This window comes from Paenibacillus macerans (genome assembly GCF_900454495.1).
Classification (GTDB): Bacteria; Bacillota; Bacilli; order Paenibacillales; family Paenibacillaceae; genus Fontibacillus; species Fontibacillus macerans.
In genome coordinates, this window is record NZ_UGSI01000001.1 from 4,190,269 (window position 1) to 4,208,828 (window position 18,560).

The following is an 18,560-nucleotide window of genomic DNA, read 5'->3' on the forward strand; positions in this document are numbered from 1 at the left end:
TTCATCTTACCACCACATCCAGTATAAAGCGGCAATGACCGCGGTAAAAGCGACAAAGAATCCCCCGAACATAAACAGGATCGGGATCATGTGGCCCTTATCCTTCATGTGCATCCAGTATCCCAGTTGCACAAGCACCTGCAGCACCGCCATCACCAGCAGCAGAATGACGGTAAACGCCGCGTTCACTCCGCCGGCGGCGACCGCCGCGAAAGCGATCAAGGTCAAAACGATGGAGAACACGAAAGCGATGATATGCTTCTGCGGGCCCTCATGCCGCTGATGGCGTTTGACCGCTTGCGTGCCGTTTGTTTCCTGGCTCACCATCTGTTATACCACCTTTCCGAGCAGGTAGACGACCGTGAAAATGAACACCCATACAACGTCGATAAAGTGCCAGTAAATGGCCGATACGTACACCTTCGGCGCCGTTACGACGGTGAGGCCTTTTTTGAACAGCTGACCGATCAACAGCGAGATCCAAAGAATACCGAACAAAACGTGAGCCCCGTGGAACCCGACCAGCGTATAAAAGGCCGAGCTGAACGCGCTCGTCGTCATGCCGTATTCATCGCGATGTACGTATTCGTAAAACTCGTAAATTTCCAGGACGAGGAACGCCAAGCCGAGCACGACCGTGACGGCCAGCCAGGTCGCCAGCTTCTTTTGATCGCCGCGGTGCATCGCCTGGATGGCAAATACGCTCGTCAAGCTGCTCACCAGCAGGATAAACGTCGCGGCCGCCGTCATCGGCAGGCTGAACAATTCGGCCGCCGACGGTCCGTCGGCGACTTGGTTCCGCAAAGTCAGGAAGGTGGCGAACAGCGTGCCGAACAGGACCGCCTCGCCGCCGAGAAACAACCAGAAGGCCAGGATTTTATTGCGTCCTTCCAGCGTCGCCTTCTCCGGCTCATGAGGCAAAGCGCCCGCAGCCTGATGCGCATGTGGTGTCGTCATGCCGTAACCTCCTTCTCATTCGGCTCTTCCGGTTCGATATGCCAGCCATGATCGTCATACAGCGAACGAAGCAGCATGCATCCAAACGTAATCGCCAAACCGATGATGACTACAATGTACTTATTAAAGAGCAAATTCAGGAAGCTGTTGCCGAAATCGTCATTGGTGAACATAAAACCCAAACCGGCGATAAACAAGCCCACCGACATCACAAACGGAAGGATCGTCGGCGAAGGCATGTGAATTGGTCCCACCGGTTCCGCCGGCGTCATCTCCTTGTTGCCGGCCATTTTCTCTTTCCAGAAAGCGTCGAGCCCGCGCACCAGCGGAATTTGCTTGAAGTTGTATTCCGGCGGCGGCGAAGGAATCGCCCATTCCAGCGTACGTCCGTCTTCCCAAGGATCGTTTGCCGCACCTTTCGGTTGTTTTGCCGTAATTCCGACGTTGATCAGGAACACGATGACGCCCACGCCCATCAAAAACGCGCCGACCGTACTGATCAGGTTCAGCAGGTCAAAGCCCTGGTTCGGCAAATACGTAAACACGCGGCGCTGCATCCCCATCAAACCGAGGAAATGCTGCACAAAGAAGGTCATATGGAAACCGATGATAAACGTCCAAAACTCGACTTTTCCCAATCTCTCGCTTAACATGCGTCCAAACATCTTCGGCCACCAATAGTGCAGACCGGCAAACAAGCCGAGCACCAGGCCGCCGACGATTACGTAGTGGAAATGCGCCACGACAAAATACGTGTCATGATACTGATAGTCCGCAGGGGCCGAAGCCAGCATAACGCCGGTAACCCCGCCCATGACGAACGTCGGGATAAAGCCGGAGGCGAACAGGTTCGCCGCCGTAAAGCGGATTTGCCCGCCCCACATCGTAAACAGCCAGTTGAAGATTTTGATCCCTGTCGGGACGGCGATCAGCATCGTCGAAATGGAGAACAGGGCGTTTGCGACCGGCCCCATCCCCGTCGTAAACATATGGTGAGCCCAAACCATGAAGCCGAGGAAGGCGATCAAAATCGTCGCGAACACCATCGAGCTGTAACCGAACAGCCGCTTGCGCGCAAACGTCGGAATAACTTCGGAAATCACGCCGAAAGCCGGCAAAATCAAAATGTACACTTCCGGGTGGCCGAAAATCCAGAAAATATGCTGCCAAAGCACCGGGTTCCCGCCGCTTTCCACATTGAAGAAATTGGCGCCCAAAATCCGGTCAAAGGTCAGCAGCACCAGGCCGACCGTAATCGCCGGGAACGCGAACAAAATGATGGCCGAAGTGATAAACGTCGTCCACGAGAACATCGGCATCCGCATAAAGGACATGCCCGGCGCGCGCATCGTAATGATCGTCGCCAGGAAGTTCAGACCGCCGATCAACGTCCCCAAACCGGCGATCTGCAGCCCGATCGTGTAAAAGTCCACGCCATGCGTCAAACTGTAAGTGTTTGAAGACAGCGGCGTATAAGACGTCCATCCGGCATCCGGAGCGCCGCCCATCAGCCAGCTGAGGTTCAGCAGCAGACCGCCGAACAAAAACGTCCAGAATCCCAGCGCGTTCAAAAACGGAAACGCCACGTCCCGAGCCCCGATCTGCAGCGGGATAACCGCGTTCATCAGGGCGAAAATGACCGGCATGACGCCGAGGAAAATCATCGTCGTGCCGTGCATCGTAATCAATTCGTTAAACTGCTGCGCCGACACGAAATCGTTCATCGGCTTTGCAAGCTGCACGCGGATCAGCAGCGCCTCAATCCCGCCGATCCCGAAGAAAAATCCGCCCGCCACCAAATACAATATGGCGATTTTTTTGTGATCGACCGTCGTTAACCAGTCCATCAACCCCTTGTGCCGCTTGACACTGTGAGCATGAGCCAAGGTTTGTACCCCCTTTAAATTGCTATCCATCCATCAGTAGGATAATTTGCTGTTTGCCAAATAGTCGGCGATGGCGTCGATTTGGTCATCCGTCAGCCCCAGGTCTTCCTTCGGGTTCGGCATTTTGTTGCCGGGTTTTACCTTTTGCGGATCCGTCAGCCATTCCACCAAATTATCCTTGATCGGTTTTCCGTCCACCGGCTTGCCCGACGCTTCCGAATTATGTAAGATGCTGGCAACGGTTTCTCTGCTTCCGATCCCCGTCAGATTCGGTCCGACCGGGCCGCCTTGATCACCGACAGCGTGACAGCTCAAGCATTGCGTCTTGAACACTTCCGCGACTTCCGGATCGGCGATCGTCTGAACCGGGGCTTTCATGGAGTCCACCCATTTGTTGAAGGAATCCTCGCTCACCGCTTTAACCCGGAATTCCATGAATGCGTGGGATTTCCCGCAGAGTTCGGCGCATTTCCCCAAGAAAACGCCTTCGCGGGAAGCTTCGAGCCAGGCTTTATTGATCGTCCCGTCCGTATTCGTGTCGATTTTCCCCGCCAGGGAAGGTACCCAGAAGGAGTGCAGCACGTCGGCCGTTTTCAGCTCAAGCGCGATTTTCTTGCCGGTTGGAATAACCATGTCCTGGGCCGTCGTAATGCCGTAATCGGGATAAGTGAATTCCCACCAGAACTGGTGCGACGTTACTTTGATTTTGACGGCATTTTTATCCTTCGAGTAGTCTTCGCCGATCGCGAACACCTTTTGCACCGTAGCCACGGCCAGGATAAGTACCAGAACTAACGGGATGGCCGTCCAAATAATCTCCAATTTAAAGTTGCCTTCGACTTGCTTCGGCACTTCGGTTTGTCCCGGTTTGCGCCGGTACTTCACCAAGACGTAAGCGGCGATGCCAAACACGATCAACATGACGACGATCATGATCGAAATCGACAGCTTGATAAGTCCGAGTTGCCCTTCGGCCACCGGTCCCTGCGGTCTGAGCACGGACAGGTCCTCGCGGCCGCATGCGGACAAGAGGAGCGAAAGTCCGGCAAACAAAGGCAACAGCCGCTTTACAGCCTTCCACGGTTTCATCATTCATCTACCCCACTTCTTCCGTTTTCTTCCGATCTGGCATACAGTTTCCAGAGAGCGAGCGCTCAAAAATTCCACAAGCCTATCACGGAAACTACATTTCTGTCAATTACAACAATCACCTATTAAATATATGATCGAACCCCTGTTTTGTCAATGATTGAAGGGGAGTTCACAAATTGTTCAAAAACCCGAAAAGGCCCGTCACCAAAGGATTTGTTAGCGTTTTCTAGGTTTCGGCATAGGTCGAAAGAGCTGCCAAATTTTGCGTAATCCCCGCCGTGCGAGAGCGTTTTCCGGCTCTGCTTCATTTTTGACATTTCTTTAAACATTATTTCATTTTAGCAAAAAAAAGAGAGCCAACGCTCTCCCTTATTTTGTCAGCACCAGCGGACCGTCCTCCGTAATGGCCAGCGTATGCTCATAATGGGCCCCCAGGCTGCCGTCCGCCGAGCGGATCGTCCAGCCGTCATCCTCCCACAGCACGGCCCCCGTATCCCCGCCGGTAAAGATCGGCTCAATGGTGATGACCATGCCCGGCCGCAGCGTCACCCCGCTCTTCGGCCGCCCGAAATTCGGAACATCCGGCGGTTCGTGCATCGATCTCCCGATCCCGTGTCCGATCAGCGCCCTGACGATGCCGACGTTCGCCGCCGTTGCCACGCGCTGCACGGCGTAGCCGATGTCGCCGATTTTGCTGCCCGGGTAAGCCTGGGCAATCCCGGCGTCAAGCGCCTTCTCGGTCGTCTGGAGCAGCTTCTCTGCGTCCGGCCCGACCTTTCCGACGCGGTAGGACCAGGCCGAATCCGCCAGCCAGCCGTTTTTATTGACCACAATGTCGATCGTCACGATATCCCCCGCCTGCAGCTTGCGGTCGTTCGGGAACCCGTGGCAAACGACGTCGTTGACGGAAGCGCAGGTCGCAAACGGAAAACCGCGGTATCCTTTTTGTTCCGGCGTGGCGCCGCGCTCCGCCAGAAACGACTCGACAAAGCGGTCGATTTCCAGCGTCGTGATCCCCGGACCGATCAGCCGGGCAATCCCTTGGTGGCACTCCGCCAGAATGCGGCCGGCTTCCCGCATCCGCAATATTTCCTCTTTCGTCTTTAATTGTATTTTCACGCTTATCAGATTCTCCCCTCATGATGAACGAAAATTTGACGATGACAATTCCATTTATTATATGTAGATAGAGAAGAAAAAAAACGTCCCGGACGCGGGTCCCGCGCCGGAACGAACACAGACTAATCTCAAATGGCTAGGATACGGATGAATCAAGCTTGCCCAGCTCAAGCTCAACAAGGTGGGTCAATTCCTCTTCGTAGCCGCCCATGATGCGATACTTGCGAACATATTCTTTCACGAATTTTTTCGGATCTTTCGGTTTGAAGATTCGGGTCATTTCCCGTAAACTTTCTTTAACTTCATCGTGACCTTTCGTTGCCATATGAATTCCCTCCCAGAACGTTTAAAGGTAAATGCTCCGATGCCAGAGAACGCGAAATGTCTTGATCCATGTTTTTATGCAGTCGCTGCGGGCTAGTTTTGGATGACCTCCTATTTTTTCATTGTAGCATATTCGGCATCAGGTTTCAGCTTCTTCCAAACATACATTTTTTGCCCTGCGCCCACATTAATTATATTTATATGTCTGGCCGTAGGTTAAAATAAGGCTTAACCGCAAAAAAGTCAGCTCGACTTAAACAGGAGTGATATTATCTTCATGACTTATCAAACGCCTAAAATCATGATCTTGTACGCCAGCTACGGGGATGGCCACTATCAAGCGTCCAAAGCCCTCGAAGCCAGCTTCCGCAGCAAAGGCATTGCGGATATCGTCCTGCTGGATTTAATGGCCGAAGCCCATCCGCTGCTGAATGAGCTGACCAAATTCGTGTACATGCAAAGCTTCCGCACGCTGCCGCTTATCTATGGTTGGGTGTACAACGCGACCAAAGAAATGCAGTTTGAGACCTCGCCGCTCGGCGTCATCAATTCGTTTGGCATGGGAAAACTTCAGCAGACCATCGACCAACTGCAGCCCGATATCATCATCCACACCTTCCCCCAACTGGCGATGCCCAAGCTGAACAAAAGGACCGGCAAATCGCTGCCCCTGGTCAATATCGTCACCGATTTTGACCTGCACGGGCGCTGGATTCACCCGAGCGTCGACCGCTATTACGTCGCAACCGACGATTTGAAGCGGGAGATGACGTCGCGGGGCATTCCCGCGGGAAACGTCGTTGTCAGCGGCATTCCGCTGAAGCCCGATTTCTTCAAGGAGCCGTCTCCGGGCGGCGAAATCGCGAACCGGCTTGATCCGCGAAAGAAAACGGTTCTGCTCATGGCCGGCGCTTACGGGGTGATGACGGGCATCCGCGATATTTGCAACCGGCTCGTGTCCTCCGGGCGCCATCAGGTCGTTGTCGTCTGCGGCCGCAACCGGAATTTGCACCGCGGTCTGAGCAAGCAATTGGGCGAGCATCCGGACGTGCATGTCTACGGCTACGTCAGCGAGGTGGCCGCGCTGATGCAAGCCTGCGACTGCATCATCACCAAGCCGGGCGGAATCACATTGTCGGAAGCGCTGGCCTGCCGGCTGCCGATTTTCTTGTATCGCCCGGTCCCCGGGCAAGAGCTCAACAACGCCCTGTATCTGCAGAAAAAAGGCGTGGCTATGGTCGCCGAGGATCCCGGAACGCTGACGGGGCAAATCGAAGCTCTCCTAAGCGATGAGGAGCGCCAGGCCGCCGTCGCCCGGAAAATCGAAAACCTCCGCAAGCCGGAGGCCGCGGAGGCGATCGTGAACGATATTATGCGGCAATGGTTTACGCCGCCGGAAGGAGAGCTGGTTCTTACCGCCGAGGGCTCGTCATACATTGGGTAGTAAGAATCCAGCTTTGTGAAAGAAGGTGCTGCCGTGTCTCCCTTCAAATCTTCCACCGGCCTGTACGAGAACGTCGCCGGATTTCTTTGCTATTTGTTCGCCTTTGTGGGCGGCGTCGCATTTTTGGCCCTCGAACGAAGAAGCCGGTTTGTGCTGTTTCACGCCCTGCAATCGGTCATGGTGTTCGGCGGGCTGATGCTGGCCCACGCGCTTTCCGGCTTCCTGCCGGTGATCGGCGTGGTCGTCAACCTGCTGCTGACCGTTCTGGGCGTCACGCTTTGGGCCGTGCTGATGTTGGCCGCGCTGCAGGGCAAATGGCTGAAGCTCCCCTGGCTCGGCGAACTGGCGGAGAAGCAGCTGCAGCGGATGTAACCAGGGCTAGGGCTAGGGTTAGAACAAGGCCCAGGGCTTGTCCCCGGCTGCAGACCAAACGCGGGCCAGGACCAGGCCATAGGCCTGAATGCAAGCCAATTAGCCCTGCTCCGCTTCCTTGGCCCCGGCCTCGGCCTTGCGGCGTCCTCCCAGCCCGTTGAACAGCAGGTTCATGACGATCGCCGTGACGCTGCCCGCCACGATGCCGTTATCCGCCAAAATGCGCAAGTAGGCCGGCAGCCGGTCAAAAATATCCGGCTGCACCGTTACGCCCAGCCCCATGCCGACGGAGCAGGCGATGATCAGCAGGTTTTCGTGCCGGTTCAGATCGACCTGATCTCCCAGCATCCGGATACCCGAGGAGAGCACGAGCCCGAACAGCGCGATCATCGCCCCGCCGAGCACCGAGGTCGGCACAAGCTGCGTCAGCGCGGCGATTTTGGGTACGAAGCCGATCAGGATCAGCAGCCCGCCGGCGACCACGATCACGTCGCGGGTTTTGACCCGGCTCATTTGGACAAGGCCGACGTTTTGCGAATACGTGGTGTACGGGAACGAGTTGAAGATCCCGCCCAGGATGATCGCCAGCCCTTCGGCCCGGTAGCCGCGCGTCAGATCCTTTGATGTGATGTCTTTGTCCACGATTTTGCCGAGCGCCATAAACACCCCGGTCGATTCGGCCACGCTGACGATCGCCACCAGAATCATCGTCAAAATCGCCGATGCGTGGAAGGTCGGTTTGCCGAAATAAAAAGGCTGGATCGCATGGAACCAACCCGCTTCCTTCAGCGGCGTCAGGTCCACTTTGCCGGCCAGCGCGGCCACGAGCGTCCCGATGATCAAGCCCAGCAGGACGGAAATGGAACGCGGAAACCCTTTGGCGAAACGGTTCATCAGGATGACGAACAGCATCACCCCGAAGCCGAGCACTAGATTAAGCGGGCTGCCGAAGTCCGGGTTTTCGCCCGGGCTGCCGCCGCCCAGATCGGAAATGGCCACCGGAATCAAGGTGACCCCGATGATCGTTACAACCGAGCCGGTCACCACCGGCGGAAACAGGGCGATAAGCTTGCCGAACAAACCGGCAAACAGGAAAACGAACACACCCGAGGCAATGATTGCTCCGTAAATGGCGGAAACCCCCATCCCGTCCTGCAAGCCGATGGCGATCATCGGCGAAACCGCCTGAAAAGCGCAGCCCAGCATCACCGGGAGCCCGATGCCGAAGAAGCGGTTGCCCCATACCTGCAGCAGCGTCGCCACGCCGCAGGCGAGCAAATCGATCGCGATCAGATACGTAAGCTGCGCTTGCGTGAAGTTGAGCGCGCCGCCGACGATCAGCGGCACGATGACCGCGCCGGCATACATCGCCAGCACATGCTGGATGCCCAGCGAAAATGTTTTAAGCGGATGCCTGTGATGCTGAAAAATACGTTCTCGTTCCATATTGAACCGTTCCCCCCGAAATTCATTCATGCCATAAATAATTGCATCTGCGTTTTGTTTCCCCTATTAATTAGGCTCTTCAACAAAGGTAACCACGCCGTCTTCCAGCGCAGCGACCCGGACCAGCGAATCGACGCGGTATCCCGCTTCCTCCAGGAGGCGGGCCCCCGGCTGAAACGATTTTTCGATGACGATGCCGATGCCGGCGACGGACGCCCCAACCTGCTCAACGATGCGGGCAAGGCCGAAGGCGGCTTCGCCGTTGGCCAGGAAGTCGTCGATGATCAGCACCCTGTCGCTCGGGGACAGAAATTTTTTGGACACCGTAATTTCATTCGTCTCCCGCTTCGTAAACGAGTACACTTTCTCCACGAGAATGTCGTCCTTCAGCGTCAGCGATTTATGCTTTCTCGCAAAGATCATCGGAACCTTCAGCTCCAGCGCCGTCATGATCGCCGGGGCGATGCCCGAGGATTCGATCGTCAGCACCTTGGTGATCTTTTCTCCGGCAAAACGCCGGGCGAACTCTCCCCCAATCTCCCGCATCAGCTCCGGGTCCATTTGGTGGTTCAGGAAGGAATCGACTTTGAGCACCTGATTGCTCAGCACGATGCCTTCGGTCATAACCTTCTCCTTAAGCAGTTTCATTGCAAACCTTCCCCCTTAATTTTTCGTTGCCGCAAAAAACAAAAAGCCCATTTTCCACAATCGGAAAATGGACTACGCGCAGGTAAGCCGCTCTAAATTTCAACTTAACGCCGCAAGCCTTCGGATCTGCTTGAACAGTCGCTTGGCCTGCTTAACCCCTGGGACGCGTAAAGACGCGAAAAATAGAGCTCCTCCCGTAGTCCGATCATTTCCGGTGATCAGGTAGAAACATGCAGGCCAATCCCCGCACTTATACGAGAAAAACATCGAACCTCTTTTAAGCAATGTCAGAAGTATAACGCAAATCGCCCAGGGAAATAAAGAGGGATTTCGTCCCTTTATTGAATATTTTGTAGAAATTCAGACCCGGCCCCTTGCCAGGACCGAAAAAAACGGCTTATAACAGCTTAGATCGGCCGGAATTCGCGCGGCATGAGGTTGGTCAGCAGCGATCTTAATTCGCCGTCCTCCTTGTAGCTTTTCTCTCCCGTATCGAGGCGGCGCACCCGGATTCTGCTGTAATCCGCGCTAGAGTCGGTCGGTTCAAAGACCAAGTTTTCCCGATCCGTCAGCCGCAGCTTATACCCCATTTCCTCGAACATTTGCAAAAAATCCGCTTCCGTCGGCAGCTTGCCTTCGTCCAAAAAGATAAGCCCCCTTAATTCCTTCGGTCCCTCGCTATGCATGACTTCAAAATGGACGATGCATTCCATGCAAATTCACGCTCCCTAATCTCTTACGGTTGATGCGTATAGCATCCCCCGCGTTTTCAGCGGGCATCCGCGCCAAGCGGGGAGTTGCCCCGCGGTTTCCGTGACTGAAAACGGCGCCGCCGCCTAATTATTACTACGTACCATCTCTCAGGTCGGCAGGAAGCGTTTGTGACATTCCGGTGAAATTATCCAGTGCCCCTGAATCACCTGCGCCAAATTTCCCGCGCACCCGCAAGCCCGCGCACCCGCGAACCTAAACCTGCTCCGAACCGCAATGCGGGCACCACTTGGTGCCTTTGACGAGCATAGACCCGCAGATTTGGCATTTGACGGTTGCGATCGTGATGCCCGGCGAAGGCTTCTCTTGCGAAGGCTTCTCTTCATCAGGCTGCTCCGCTTTTTGCGTCCATGAGCGGATTCGCCGGTCAAGCTCCTCCTGCCGTTTGCGTTCCCGTTCCAGATTGCGGAGCAGCCGCTCCTCCTCTTCGGGATCGGCCGGTTCGCGGACCGCCTCGCTGTCCCTCTTCTCCGCGGATTCGATCAAATTGGCCGAAAACAGCAGCTGTTCCAGGTCGATGGTTCTCTTCGTTTCCTTCCCCGGCGGTTCCGGGCTGGCGGCAATTCGGGTATCCTCCGCCGTCGGCGCCGCCGCCCTTACCGGCTCGATCAAATCCTCCGGAATGACCGCTTTTTTCCGTTTGACCAGCTTATGTCCGCAATACTGGCAAAAAACAGCGTCCTCGGACACCGTCCGCCCGCACGCTCCGCACAAACGCTCGTTTTTTAGCTCGGCGACTTTCGCCCGGATCTCGTCCCGCTCCTCAGCCAGCAAGTCGCAGGTTTTGGCCAGATCAAGCATCTCCTTCTCGGCGTAGGACATATCTTTTTTGCGGTAGCCTTCGTAAAAAATTTCTCCCATCTTTTGGTAATACAAACCGAGTTCCCGTTCGATATTTGAAATTTGCGTGTTAAGTTTTCCGATTTCAACGACGTTTTGCGCGCGATCGGTCACCTTTCCCGCACCATCTTTTAATCGCTGTAAAAAATTCATGATGATTCCTCCCCGCGAAATATTCATTATCATACCAGATTTTTCACCCCGGTGAAAACTGTCCCCAGGCTTATGACGCGGTATTTGACCGTTTTGTTGCTCCGGTGAATGCGCTTTCTTTTTGATTCGGGAGGGCGTTCACGGTACAATTAAAGGGAAAACCTGAACTTGATTAGGAGTAGATAGCCTTGAGCGTATTAGATACGAATTCCGATGACAGCGTGCTGAAGCAACTGGATTTAAGGGAGCTGTACCAGTGGGAGATCGGCGAGGATGAGCTGCGCAAGCTGGAGGAATGGAAGAAGCTGCCCTTCCTGTACGAGCTTGCCCTGGATGAGCTGGGGAACAAAATCAAGCTGATCCAAACGGAGTGGAAAATCCACAACGGGTACAGCCCGATCGAGCATATCAAATCCCGAATCAAAGAGCCGAAAAGCATTCTTCAAAAGCTTGAACGTAAAGGCCTGGAATTGACCGTCGACAATATGGTGAACCAAATCCACGACATCGCCGGGATGCGGATCGTTTTTTCCTTCGCGCGCGACATTTACAGCCTGCTGGACCACCTGAAGCACCGGGAAGACATCACCGTCCTGGAGGTCAAGGATTACATTGAAAATCCCAAGCCCAACGGCTACCAGAGCCTGCACGTCATCGTCGCCGTACCGCTGACCTTGTTCGAAGGCCAACGGTGGATGAAGGTCGAAATCCAGATGCGCACCCTGGCGATGGATTTCTGGGCGAGCATGGAGCATATTTTGTACTACAAATACGACAAACAAGTACCGCCGCACGTCGTGCGCGAGCTTTCCGAAGCGGCCAAGGCCGCCGACGCCCTGGACAAAAAAATGCACGGCCTGCGCAAAGAAATCATGGGCGTATCCGAAGCCGCTTTGCCCGAGTAGGCACGCCGCGGGGCAGGCGGATGCGCCGGGGGCGGCGAGTGCGCCGGGGGCAGGCGAGTGCGGTAGGTGCAGGTGAGTGCGGTAGGTGCAGGTGAGTGCGGCGGGGGCGGGCGAGTGCGGTAGGTGCAGGCGGGTGCGGCGGGGGCGGGCGAGTGCGGTAGGTGCAGGCGGGTGCGCCGGATGCAGGCGAGTGCGCCGGGGGCGGACGTGGCGAGCCGGTGGCGCAGCTCTGTGCGGAGCGGAGGATAACCGCAAAAAGTACAACTATTTTCGATGATCTGCCCGCTCTCTCCAAAATAATTGCAAAAAGCGCAAGTATTTACTCCAAAAACTTTACCCTCTTTCCAGACAACGATTAATAACTGCACTTTTTACGTCTATTAAGCATTCTCCAACCTTTACCGGCCAAAGTAACTGTAATTTTTGCAGCTATTTCGGCCGGTTTGTCATTTTGCCGCGTCTTTTTTCTAAATAAATGTATACCCGCTTCTGTTGCATCCGGCGTTTTCGGCAATCCTGCCGTTCGTGCCCGGACGGCATCAGAACGCTTTATTTTGCCGTGCTTAGCTTTTCAATCGCTTGCTGTTCGGACGGCATAAAAAAGAGATCGTTTCCGCTGTTGGATTCATAGATGAAATCGCGCAGGCTTTGACTGGCATACCTCGAAAAATCCCCCGCGATGGCAAACTTCACTTGATAATTAACAAACTTCTGGACAATTTCGCCAGCCAAGCGGGTTTTTAGGTCAAAAAAGCTTTCATTTATCAGGGATTGATCCATCACAATCCGGTCGCAGCCAGTTACATATCGTACGGTGGCCATAAGGTCCAGTGCCGACTGAACGTCATGTATAACCACTTCGTTGCTGCTTACGACAGCGATATCGCGTCCGTTAGCTTCCACCTTTTTGATTTGCACAGCGATCCTCCTCCTTTTCGGACTTTCTTATTTTTCAGCGATAAACCTTTGAATATAATCATGACAAATTAAGCGATTATCTTCACCGTTCGGAGTCGGAATTTCAGTGACCCTAAAAAGGCTTAGACCTACAACCATGGCAAGCAGCCCATAAGCAGCGCCGACCGCATCCAGGGCTAGGGCTGAAAGATGCCCCGATTCATGACCGCGTTCAAAAATCCAGGCAATTCCCCGCAGGTCAGCCGTTTAGCTTTTCGACAAAATTTCCTGCAGTCGGTGATCCATCGCCGCTTTCGAAAAAAACTGCACAAACAGCCTGGCTTGATCGTCATAGGGGATATGCATCTGACCGACCCCGTCAATCGCCGAAACCTTGATTTTCCTTTGCCCCTCATCAAGAGGCTGCAGCGGCGGCAAAATGTTTTTTTATGTAATGTTCAACATTTCATGGGCGTTCATGGAGCTGTCGATTTCCGCTTGGATTTTGACGCCATAGTAGGCCAGAAACGCCTTAAACGCTTCGATCGTCAGATGATCCTTGTTTTTATAGTAGTATGTGACACCTCTTCGAGCAGTTTGCGTACTCTGCAACCTTATCCAGCGTAAGTCCATCCATTCCGTGCTTGCTGATGCGGGTCAGCGTGGCATTGATGACATCCGCGCGGCGCTTTGGCTCCATTCCTAATTTGGGCATCTTTTCACCTGTTTCTTTTTATACTGACTAGTCGGAATAAATAAAAGATGAATTAGTTTACCCCCCGCTGTCAAGTTCTCATGGTGATGCCCCCCCGCCGAAGAAGCACTCCTGTTTAGAACATTATCAAGTTAATAAAAAACCGACCCATTCGGATCGGTTCGCCTGTTGAAGGTTCTTCAGCGGACGGAGGGCGCCTGCGGGCTGTGGACGCCTGCGGGCTGTGGACGCCTGCGGGCTGTGGACGCCTGCGGGCCGGGGACGCCAGTAGGCGCCGTTTTCTAGTGCGCGTGTAAAAGCAGCCAAACCACCTATGCGCATGCCCTTCCGTTTTAAGCCCAGTCGCAAAAATAGCACCATAAATGGGCTCAACCTGGAAATTGGCGCTTGACTGCCGGCTGCTGGAATTGCCGACTGTCGACTGCTAGTACTGCCAACCGTCGGCTGCTAGTACTGCCAACCGTCGGCTGCTAGTACTGCCAACCGTCGGCCTGCAAAATAACGGCACTTTATGTACTTATTATCCGCAGCCAGGCATGTTCATCTTAATTAGCAACATTTTTGGTCCTTATTTTCCTAGGAATGGTCAAGAAATCAGTAATTTCCTGGGAATTCGAGAAAATAGCGCCATAAATCGCCTCTATTTCTCTCAAATAGACGAATATTGCTGGAATAAGGACATTTTTTGTCCTTAACTGGGGGGGACTGAACAGCCGCAGCTTCATCGCGGTTAGCGATGCACTTTACCGCGGCGGTACCGGCTACTTTTCACTGGCTGGGCGCGGGTGGCACGTCAGTGCTCGCTGCGGGCGGGCCCGTCAGTGTAGGCCGGGCGGCGCATCAGCGCGGCCTGCCGCGCAGCGGTGCGGCGAGCCGCTCGGCCCGCTGCCGCACCTGGGCGGCGACGAGCGCCAGCCCCTGGGCCGCGCCGGGCACGCCGGGCAGCAGCGCCGCCCACGCCGCCGGGTCCGGGCCACCTGGCGGCTCGCCGGCCGCGTCCGGGCGGCCCAGTTCCACGCCGATGTCGTGGAACTCCGGCCCCGGCTCGTGCAGCCGGCCCTGCTCCGCCGCTTCGGCGAGCCACTCGGCCAGGGCCGCGCCGCCGCCCGGCCCGGACGCCCGGCGCTCGCCTTCGCGCGGCCCGGCGGCCCGGCGCAGCGCCGCCTCGGGGTCCGGCAGCGGCGCGGCGGCCGCCCAGGCGTCCCACACGGCGGCGGCCAGCGTCTCGGTCGTCCAGCCGAGCGCCTTCAGGCGCAGCACGGCGTTGCGCGCCCAGGCCGCCTCGGCGGCGGCGACGGCCTCGGCCGCCCGAGCGCAGCCGGGCACGCCGCAGGCGCAGCGCACGCCGCTGCTGCCATCGCCTCCGCCGCTGTTGCTGCTGCCATCGCTACTGCCTCCGCCTTTGCCGCTGCTGCTGCCTCCGCTGCCACCATCGCTACCGCTTTCGTTGCTGCCATCGCTACCGCTTTCACCGCTGTTACCGCCACTATAGCCGCCATCACCGCTACTGCTGCTATCACTGCCGTCGCTGCCTCCGCTACTTCCGCCGTCGCTGTCGCCATAGCTGCCACCGCCGCCATCCCGCCCCGCGGCTTCGCGCCAGGGCGGGCGCTCCGGCAGCAGCGCCGCGATTCCGGCGGCCCCGCGCTCCAGCAGCGCGGCAAGCTCGCGCGGCCGCTCCTGCAGCCGCCGCAGCAGGGCGCGGCCCGCCCGCTCCCGCTCCGCCGCCGGAGCCAAGGGCAGCGTCACCGCATGCTTCCCATCGATTTGGCAGATCAGCCCGTCTGCCGTAAGGCTCAGGGAGCATCCCCTCCCCTCCGTTAACGATCCCGCGCGGCTCATCCGATCCCTCCTTCCAAGATGCCGTCATTTTGCAGCGCAATCAGGCTGCGCAGCTCGTCGTCGCTCATTTCCGTAAGCCACTGCTCGCCGGAGCCAACGACCTGCTCCGACAGCGCTTTTTTCCGCTCGATCAACTCATCGATCCGTTCCTCCAACGTCCCCTGGCAAATCAGCTTATGCACTTCGACGTTTTTCTCCTGCCCGATCCGGAACACCCGGTCCGTGGCCTGGTTCTCCACCGCCGGATTCCACCAGCGGTCATAGTGGACGACATGGTTCGCCCGCGTCAGATTCAGCCCCACGCCGCCGGCTTTCAGCGACAGCACGAACAGCGGCGAGCCGCCGCCCTCCTGAAACAGGCGCACCATCCGGTCCCGATCCGCTTTCGCCACGCCGCCGTGCAGGAAAAACGGCCGTTCCCCGTAACGGTCGGCCAAAATCTCCTGCAGCAGCTCGCCCATCCGCACATATTGGGTAAAAATCAGCGCCGCTTCCCCGCTGTCCGTAATGATGTCCAGCAGGTCGCCGAGCCGCTCCAATTTGCCGGACCGCAGGGCCGGGTTGCCGGCGCGGGCTCTTTCCGCAACCAGGTCGGGATGATCGCAAATTTGCTTCAGCCGGGTCAGCGACGACAGCACCAGCCCCTTTCGGGCGATACCGTCCCGCCTGCCGATGTTCGCCATCAGTTCCTCCGTGACCGAGCGATATAAACGGACTTGCTCCGCCGAAAGCGGGCAATAAGATTTCAGCTCGATTTTTTCCGGCAGATCCTTGCGGATATCCGGATCGCTTTTCAGGCGGCGCAGCATAAACGGCGCGACCAATCGGCGCAGCTTCTGCAGCTCGCCGGTCTGTTCGCCGGAACCGGCCTGGTAACGCGCGCGAAAAGACGCATGGGATCCCAAATAACCGGGATTGAGGAAATGAAAGATCGACCACAATTCGCTGAGCCGGTTTTCCACCGGCGTTCCGGTCATGGCGATCCGATGGACGGCGCTCAGCTTCATTACGCTTTGGGCCTGCTTGGTGCCGAAATTTTTAATGTACTGGGCTTCATCCAGCACCACCGTGCCCCACTCCAGCGCCCGCAGCTCCCCGGCGTCCCGGCCGGCAAGCTGATAGGTGGTCAGGATCACGTCGCAGCCGCGGCACGCCGCGACGAACCGCTCCCCGTGGCAGCGGCCGCTGCCGTGGTGGACGTACAATCTGAGCTTTGGGGCGAACCGGCTTAATTCGCGCTGCCAGTTCCCGAGCAGGGACGTCGGGCAAACGATCAGCGATTGACCGCCCCCTCGGCTGGCATTGTCCAGCAATACGCTGATAACCTGCACGGTTTTGCCGAGCCCCATATCGTCGGCAAGCAGGGCGCCGAACCCCAGCTCCCGCATCGCGGCGAGCCACTGGTAGCCCCGCTCCTGATACGGCCGCAGCGTGCCGTTAAGCCCGGGGGGGACCGGCCGGAGGTGTCCGGCGCTGCGGGCCAAGCCCCCTTCGATGAGCATGGACAGCATTCCCGCCGTCTCGATGCCTTCGACTTCCACACCCTCAAACAGCGCTTCCCCGGCTCCGCTCGAAAGGTGCATCAATTCGCGGAACGTCAGCGCGCCGTTTTCATGGCGTTTCATAAATTTCAGAACCTGGCGGATTTCCTTGTTATCGATCTCGATCCATTCACCCCGAAAAAAAACGAGCGGCGTTTTCGCCGCAGCCAGCTCGGCCAGCTCTTCCCGCGAAATTTCCCGGCCGTCCAGGACCGCCGCCGCCTCAAACGCGACCAGCTGCTCAACGCCCATCCGGGGCTTTTCCTGCGCGCCGTCCCCCGGCATACCCGCCCAGCCCCGGGCTTTGAGGCGGACGCCGGAAGTACGGCGGCCTTCCCGGGTCCAGCGCGAGGGCATCTGCACCGTGACCCCGGTTTTACGAAGGGTTGACACCGATTTGCTAAGGAATGAAAACACCTGCTCCGGCGCCAGCAGCAAGCCTTCCGGGCGCGGCCCCTCAAGCGCGGCGGCGATCTCCGGGGACGCCTCCGCCGCTTTGGCCAGCCGCAGCAGCACATGCTCCTGAACATTCCGGTAGAGCCGGCCGCGAATCTCCATATCCCGCTGCGGATAACTCCAAATGAGCCGCAGCGGCAGAAGAACTTCGGCATCCTCGGCCCCTTCGGCCCAAAACGTCAGCCGCCACTGCGGATGGTCCGGCTCCCCGTCTTCCGTCCCTTGCCCGTATTCCCCCGCCGGTTCGATGCGCAGGCACAAGCGGAAGCTCCCCGTCTCCGGCGCGCCGGCTTCCCGCTCGGGGGACTTTGGCCGGCCGCCTCCGGCCTCGGCGATCTCCTCCGTCAACTGCTCCAGCTCCGCCGCGCTTCCCTGAACGTCCGCAGGTTGTCCGCCGCTGAGCAGCCCGTTCCACCACAGCTCGGCCAGCGGCGAATAGCCCCTGCGGTAATCCGCGCGGCTCGGATTCAGTTTCCGGCCAAGCTCCCCGGCCGCGGCCCTGGTCTCATGATCGATCATCGCCATCAGAAAAGAATGCAGCACCGACATTTGCCGGTCGAGGAGCGGACCGTCTTCTTCGGCGGCGCCGGTTTGCACCGCGGCCAGGCAGACGGGAGGCATGGAACCGGCCAGCTGGCGGAACCGCTTCGCATCCCGCTCCGCCGTCAGCAGCGGCCCCCAGGCCGGACGCAGCTGGGCCTGGGCGCCGCGGCGCCGGCCGGCGGCCGGCACCGGCCTGCTTCCGGGCGCGATCCGTCCCCGCCATAGCAGTTCCAGCGCAAACTGCGCCGCCTTGCTCCAATAACCCATCTCCGCCCCGGGCTTGATCCCCTGCCCTTCCCAGTCGGTCTTCTCCCAGCCCAGCAGAAGCCTCCAGGCCTCCGGGACGGGCAGCGCCAGACCTTCAAGCGTGCGGCCGATCAGGCTTTTACGATCTCCGGACTTAAACGATTTGCGGACGGAGGAAACCGGAAAGCGGACCTCCGCCAGGCGCAGCGCGGCATGCCCGAACGGGCGGACGCCCGGCTCTGGCTCCACGCGCCTCATCACCGAGGTCCATGCATCCACCTTAGCTTCAGATATTTCACCGGAGAAGCAGAACAGAACGTCCCCCAGCCATATTCCATATAGACGTTGATTCATGATGGTCTC

The 18,560-nt window shown here is 57.4% G+C and carries 16 protein-coding genes, 1 pseudogene and 1 riboswitch; of the genes and pseudogenes, 3 read left to right on the plus strand and 14 right to left on the minus strand.

What is annotated here, in order from left to right; translation table 11 throughout:
* Window positions 1-6: 6 nt before the first annotated feature.
* The 6 genes from DYE26_RS18840 to DYE26_RS18865 all read right to left on the minus strand — a co-directional run bounded on the left by DYE26_RS18840 (window position 7) and on the right by DYE26_RS18865 (window position 5,379).
* Window positions 7-327 carry a cytochrome C oxidase subunit IV family protein gene (locus tag DYE26_RS18840; protein ID WP_036626305.1) on the minus strand — a complete coding sequence of 107 codons (321 nt, stop codon included), beginning with the start codon at window positions 325-327 and terminating at the stop codon, window positions 7-9.
* Between the two features lie 3 nt (window positions 328-330).
* The gene (locus tag DYE26_RS18845; protein WP_036626308.1) at window positions 331-957 is read right to left on the minus strand and encodes a cytochrome (ubi)quinol oxidase subunit III; all 627 of its coding nucleotides are present in this window, start codon (window positions 955-957) and stop codon (window positions 331-333) included.
* Window positions 954-2,804, minus strand: coding sequence for a cytochrome c oxidase subunit I (ctaD, locus tag DYE26_RS18850; protein ID WP_172531729.1), 1,851 nt, complete (start codon window positions 2,802-2,804; stop codon window positions 954-956). The genes DYE26_RS18845 and ctaD overlap by 4 nt, the downstream gene beginning before the upstream one ends.
* Before the next feature lie 72 nt (window positions 2,805-2,876).
* Window positions 2,877-3,935, minus strand: a complete 1,059-nt coding sequence (gene coxB / locus DYE26_RS18855) for a cytochrome c oxidase subunit II (RefSeq protein ID WP_036626313.1) — start codon at window positions 3,933-3,935, stop codon at window positions 2,877-2,879.
* A gap of 369 nt (window positions 3,936-4,304) precedes the next feature.
* Window positions 4,305-5,054 carry a type I methionyl aminopeptidase gene (gene map, locus DYE26_RS18860; RefSeq protein ID WP_036626315.1) on the minus strand — a complete coding sequence of 250 codons (750 nt, stop codon included), beginning with the start codon at window positions 5,052-5,054 and terminating at the stop codon, window positions 4,305-4,307.
* Between the two features lie 136 nt (window positions 5,055-5,190).
* The gene (locus tag DYE26_RS18865; protein ID WP_036626318.1) at window positions 5,191-5,379 is read right to left on the minus strand and encodes a hypothetical protein; all 189 of its coding nucleotides are present in this window, start codon (window positions 5,377-5,379) and stop codon (window positions 5,191-5,193) included.
* Window positions 5,380-5,655: 276 nt separating this feature from the next.
* On the opposite strand from DYE26_RS18865, the gene DYE26_RS18870 reads away from it, so the two are divergent.
* Both DYE26_RS18870 and DYE26_RS18875 read left to right on the plus strand, forming a co-directional pair.
* Window positions 5,656-6,822 (plus strand): MGDG synthase family glycosyltransferase, encoded by a 1,167-nt coding sequence (locus DYE26_RS18870; RefSeq protein ID WP_036626321.1) that lies wholly within the window; start codon window positions 5,656-5,658, stop codon window positions 6,820-6,822.
* 33 nt (window positions 6,823-6,855) lie between these two features.
* On the plus strand, window positions 6,856-7,194 hold the full coding sequence (locus tag DYE26_RS18875) for a DUF4870 domain-containing protein (RefSeq protein ID WP_036626323.1): 339 nt from the start codon (window positions 6,856-6,858) through the stop codon (window positions 7,192-7,194).
* Between the two features lie 99 nt (window positions 7,195-7,293).
* On the opposite strand, the gene DYE26_RS18880 is transcribed toward DYE26_RS18875, so the two are convergent.
* The 4 genes from DYE26_RS18880 to DYE26_RS18895 all read right to left on the minus strand — a co-directional run bounded on the left by DYE26_RS18880 (window position 7,294) and on the right by DYE26_RS18895 (window position 11,052).
* A complete protein-coding gene (locus DYE26_RS18880) occupies window positions 7,294-8,640 on the minus strand; it encodes a nucleobase:cation symporter-2 family protein (RefSeq protein ID WP_036628830.1) in 1,347 nt (448 codons plus the stop codon).
* Window positions 8,641-8,706: 66 nt separating this feature from the next.
* Window positions 8,707-9,288, minus strand: a complete 582-nt coding sequence (locus DYE26_RS18885) for a xanthine phosphoribosyltransferase (RefSeq protein ID WP_036626325.1) — start codon at window positions 9,286-9,288, stop codon at window positions 8,707-8,709.
* 177 nt (window positions 9,289-9,465) lie between these two features.
* Window positions 9,466-9,566: riboswitch (purine riboswitch) on the minus strand.
* Window positions 9,567-9,695: 129 nt separating this feature from the next.
* Window positions 9,696-10,001 (minus strand): hypothetical protein, encoded by a 306-nt coding sequence (locus DYE26_RS18890; RefSeq protein WP_036626327.1) that lies wholly within the window; start codon window positions 9,999-10,001, stop codon window positions 9,696-9,698.
* Window positions 10,002-10,254: 253 nt separating this feature from the next.
* Window positions 10,255-11,052 carry a zinc-ribbon domain-containing protein gene (locus DYE26_RS18895; RefSeq protein ID WP_036626329.1) on the minus strand — a complete coding sequence of 266 codons (798 nt, stop codon included), beginning with the start codon at window positions 11,050-11,052 and terminating at the stop codon, window positions 10,255-10,257.
* Window positions 11,053-11,276: 224 nt separating this feature from the next.
* Here DYE26_RS18895 and DYE26_RS18900 point away from each other — a divergent pair, with 224 nt between their 5' ends.
* Window positions 11,277-11,957, plus strand: a complete 681-nt coding sequence (locus DYE26_RS18900) for a GTP pyrophosphokinase (RefSeq protein ID WP_036628831.1) — start codon at window positions 11,277-11,279, stop codon at window positions 11,955-11,957.
* A 549-nt stretch (window positions 11,958-12,506) separates the two neighbouring features.
* Here DYE26_RS18900 and DYE26_RS18905 read toward each other — a convergent pair.
* The 4 genes and pseudogenes from DYE26_RS18905 to DYE26_RS18920 form a co-directional block, all read right to left on the minus strand.
* Entirely contained in the window at window positions 12,507-12,875 is a 369-nt protein-coding gene (locus tag DYE26_RS18905) for a DUF4180 domain-containing protein (RefSeq protein WP_036626331.1), read from the minus strand.
* A 27-nt stretch (window positions 12,876-12,902) separates the two neighbouring features.
* Window positions 12,903-13,569 (minus strand): annotated as a pseudogene (locus DYE26_RS34275) (TetR/AcrR family transcriptional regulator).
* A gap of 840 nt (window positions 13,570-14,409) precedes the next feature.
* Entirely contained in the window at window positions 14,410-15,411 is a 1,002-nt protein-coding gene (locus DYE26_RS18915; protein ID WP_115311247.1) for a hypothetical protein, read from the minus strand.
* Window positions 15,408-18,551, minus strand: a complete 3,144-nt coding sequence (locus DYE26_RS18920; protein ID WP_036626333.1) for a DEAD/DEAH box helicase — start codon at window positions 18,549-18,551, stop codon at window positions 15,408-15,410. The genes DYE26_RS18915 and DYE26_RS18920 overlap by 4 nt, the downstream gene beginning before the upstream one ends.
* Between the last annotated feature and the right edge of the window lie 9 nt (window positions 18,552-18,560).

Coding starts and splice junctions, on each gene's coding strand:
- DYE26_RS18840 (WP_036626305.1), bottom strand. CDS start 327: ATGGTGAGCCAGGAAACAAACGGCACGCAAGCGGTCAAACGCCATCAG.
- DYE26_RS18845 (WP_036626308.1), bottom strand. CDS start 957: ATGACGACACCACATGCGCATCAGGCTGCGGGCGCTTTGCCTCATGAG.
- ctaD (WP_172531729.1), bottom strand. CDS start 2,804: ATGGACTGGTTAACGACGGTCGATCACAAAAAAATCGCCATATTGTAT.
- coxB (WP_036626313.1), bottom strand. CDS start 3,935: ATGATGAAACCGTGGAAGGCTGTAAAGCGGCTGTTGCCTTTGTTTGCC.
- DYE26_RS18865 (WP_036626318.1), bottom strand. CDS start 5,379: ATGGCAACGAAAGGTCACGATGAAGTTAAAGAAAGTTTACGGGAAATG.
- DYE26_RS18870 (WP_036626321.1), top strand. CDS start 5,656: ATGACTTATCAAACGCCTAAAATCATGATCTTGTACGCCAGCTACGGG.
- DYE26_RS18880 (WP_036628830.1), bottom strand. CDS start 8,640: ATGGAACGAGAACGTATTTTTCAGCATCACAGGCATCCGCTTAAAACA.
- DYE26_RS18885 (WP_036626325.1), bottom strand. CDS start 9,288: ATGAAACTGCTTAAGGAGAAGGTTATGACCGAAGGCATCGTGCTGAGC.
- DYE26_RS18890 (WP_036626327.1), bottom strand. CDS start 10,001: ATGGAATGCATCGTCCATTTTGAAGTCATGCATAGCGAGGGACCGAAG.
- DYE26_RS18895 (WP_036626329.1), bottom strand. CDS start 11,052: ATGAATTTTTTACAGCGATTAAAAGATGGTGCGGGAAAGGTGACCGAT.
- DYE26_RS18915 (WP_115311247.1), bottom strand. CDS start 15,411: ATGAGCCGCGCGGGATCGTTAACGGAGGGGAGGGGATGCTCCCTGAGC.
- DYE26_RS18920 (WP_036626333.1), bottom strand. CDS start 18,551: ATGAATCAACGTCTATATGGAATATGGCTGGGGGACGTTCTGTTCTGC.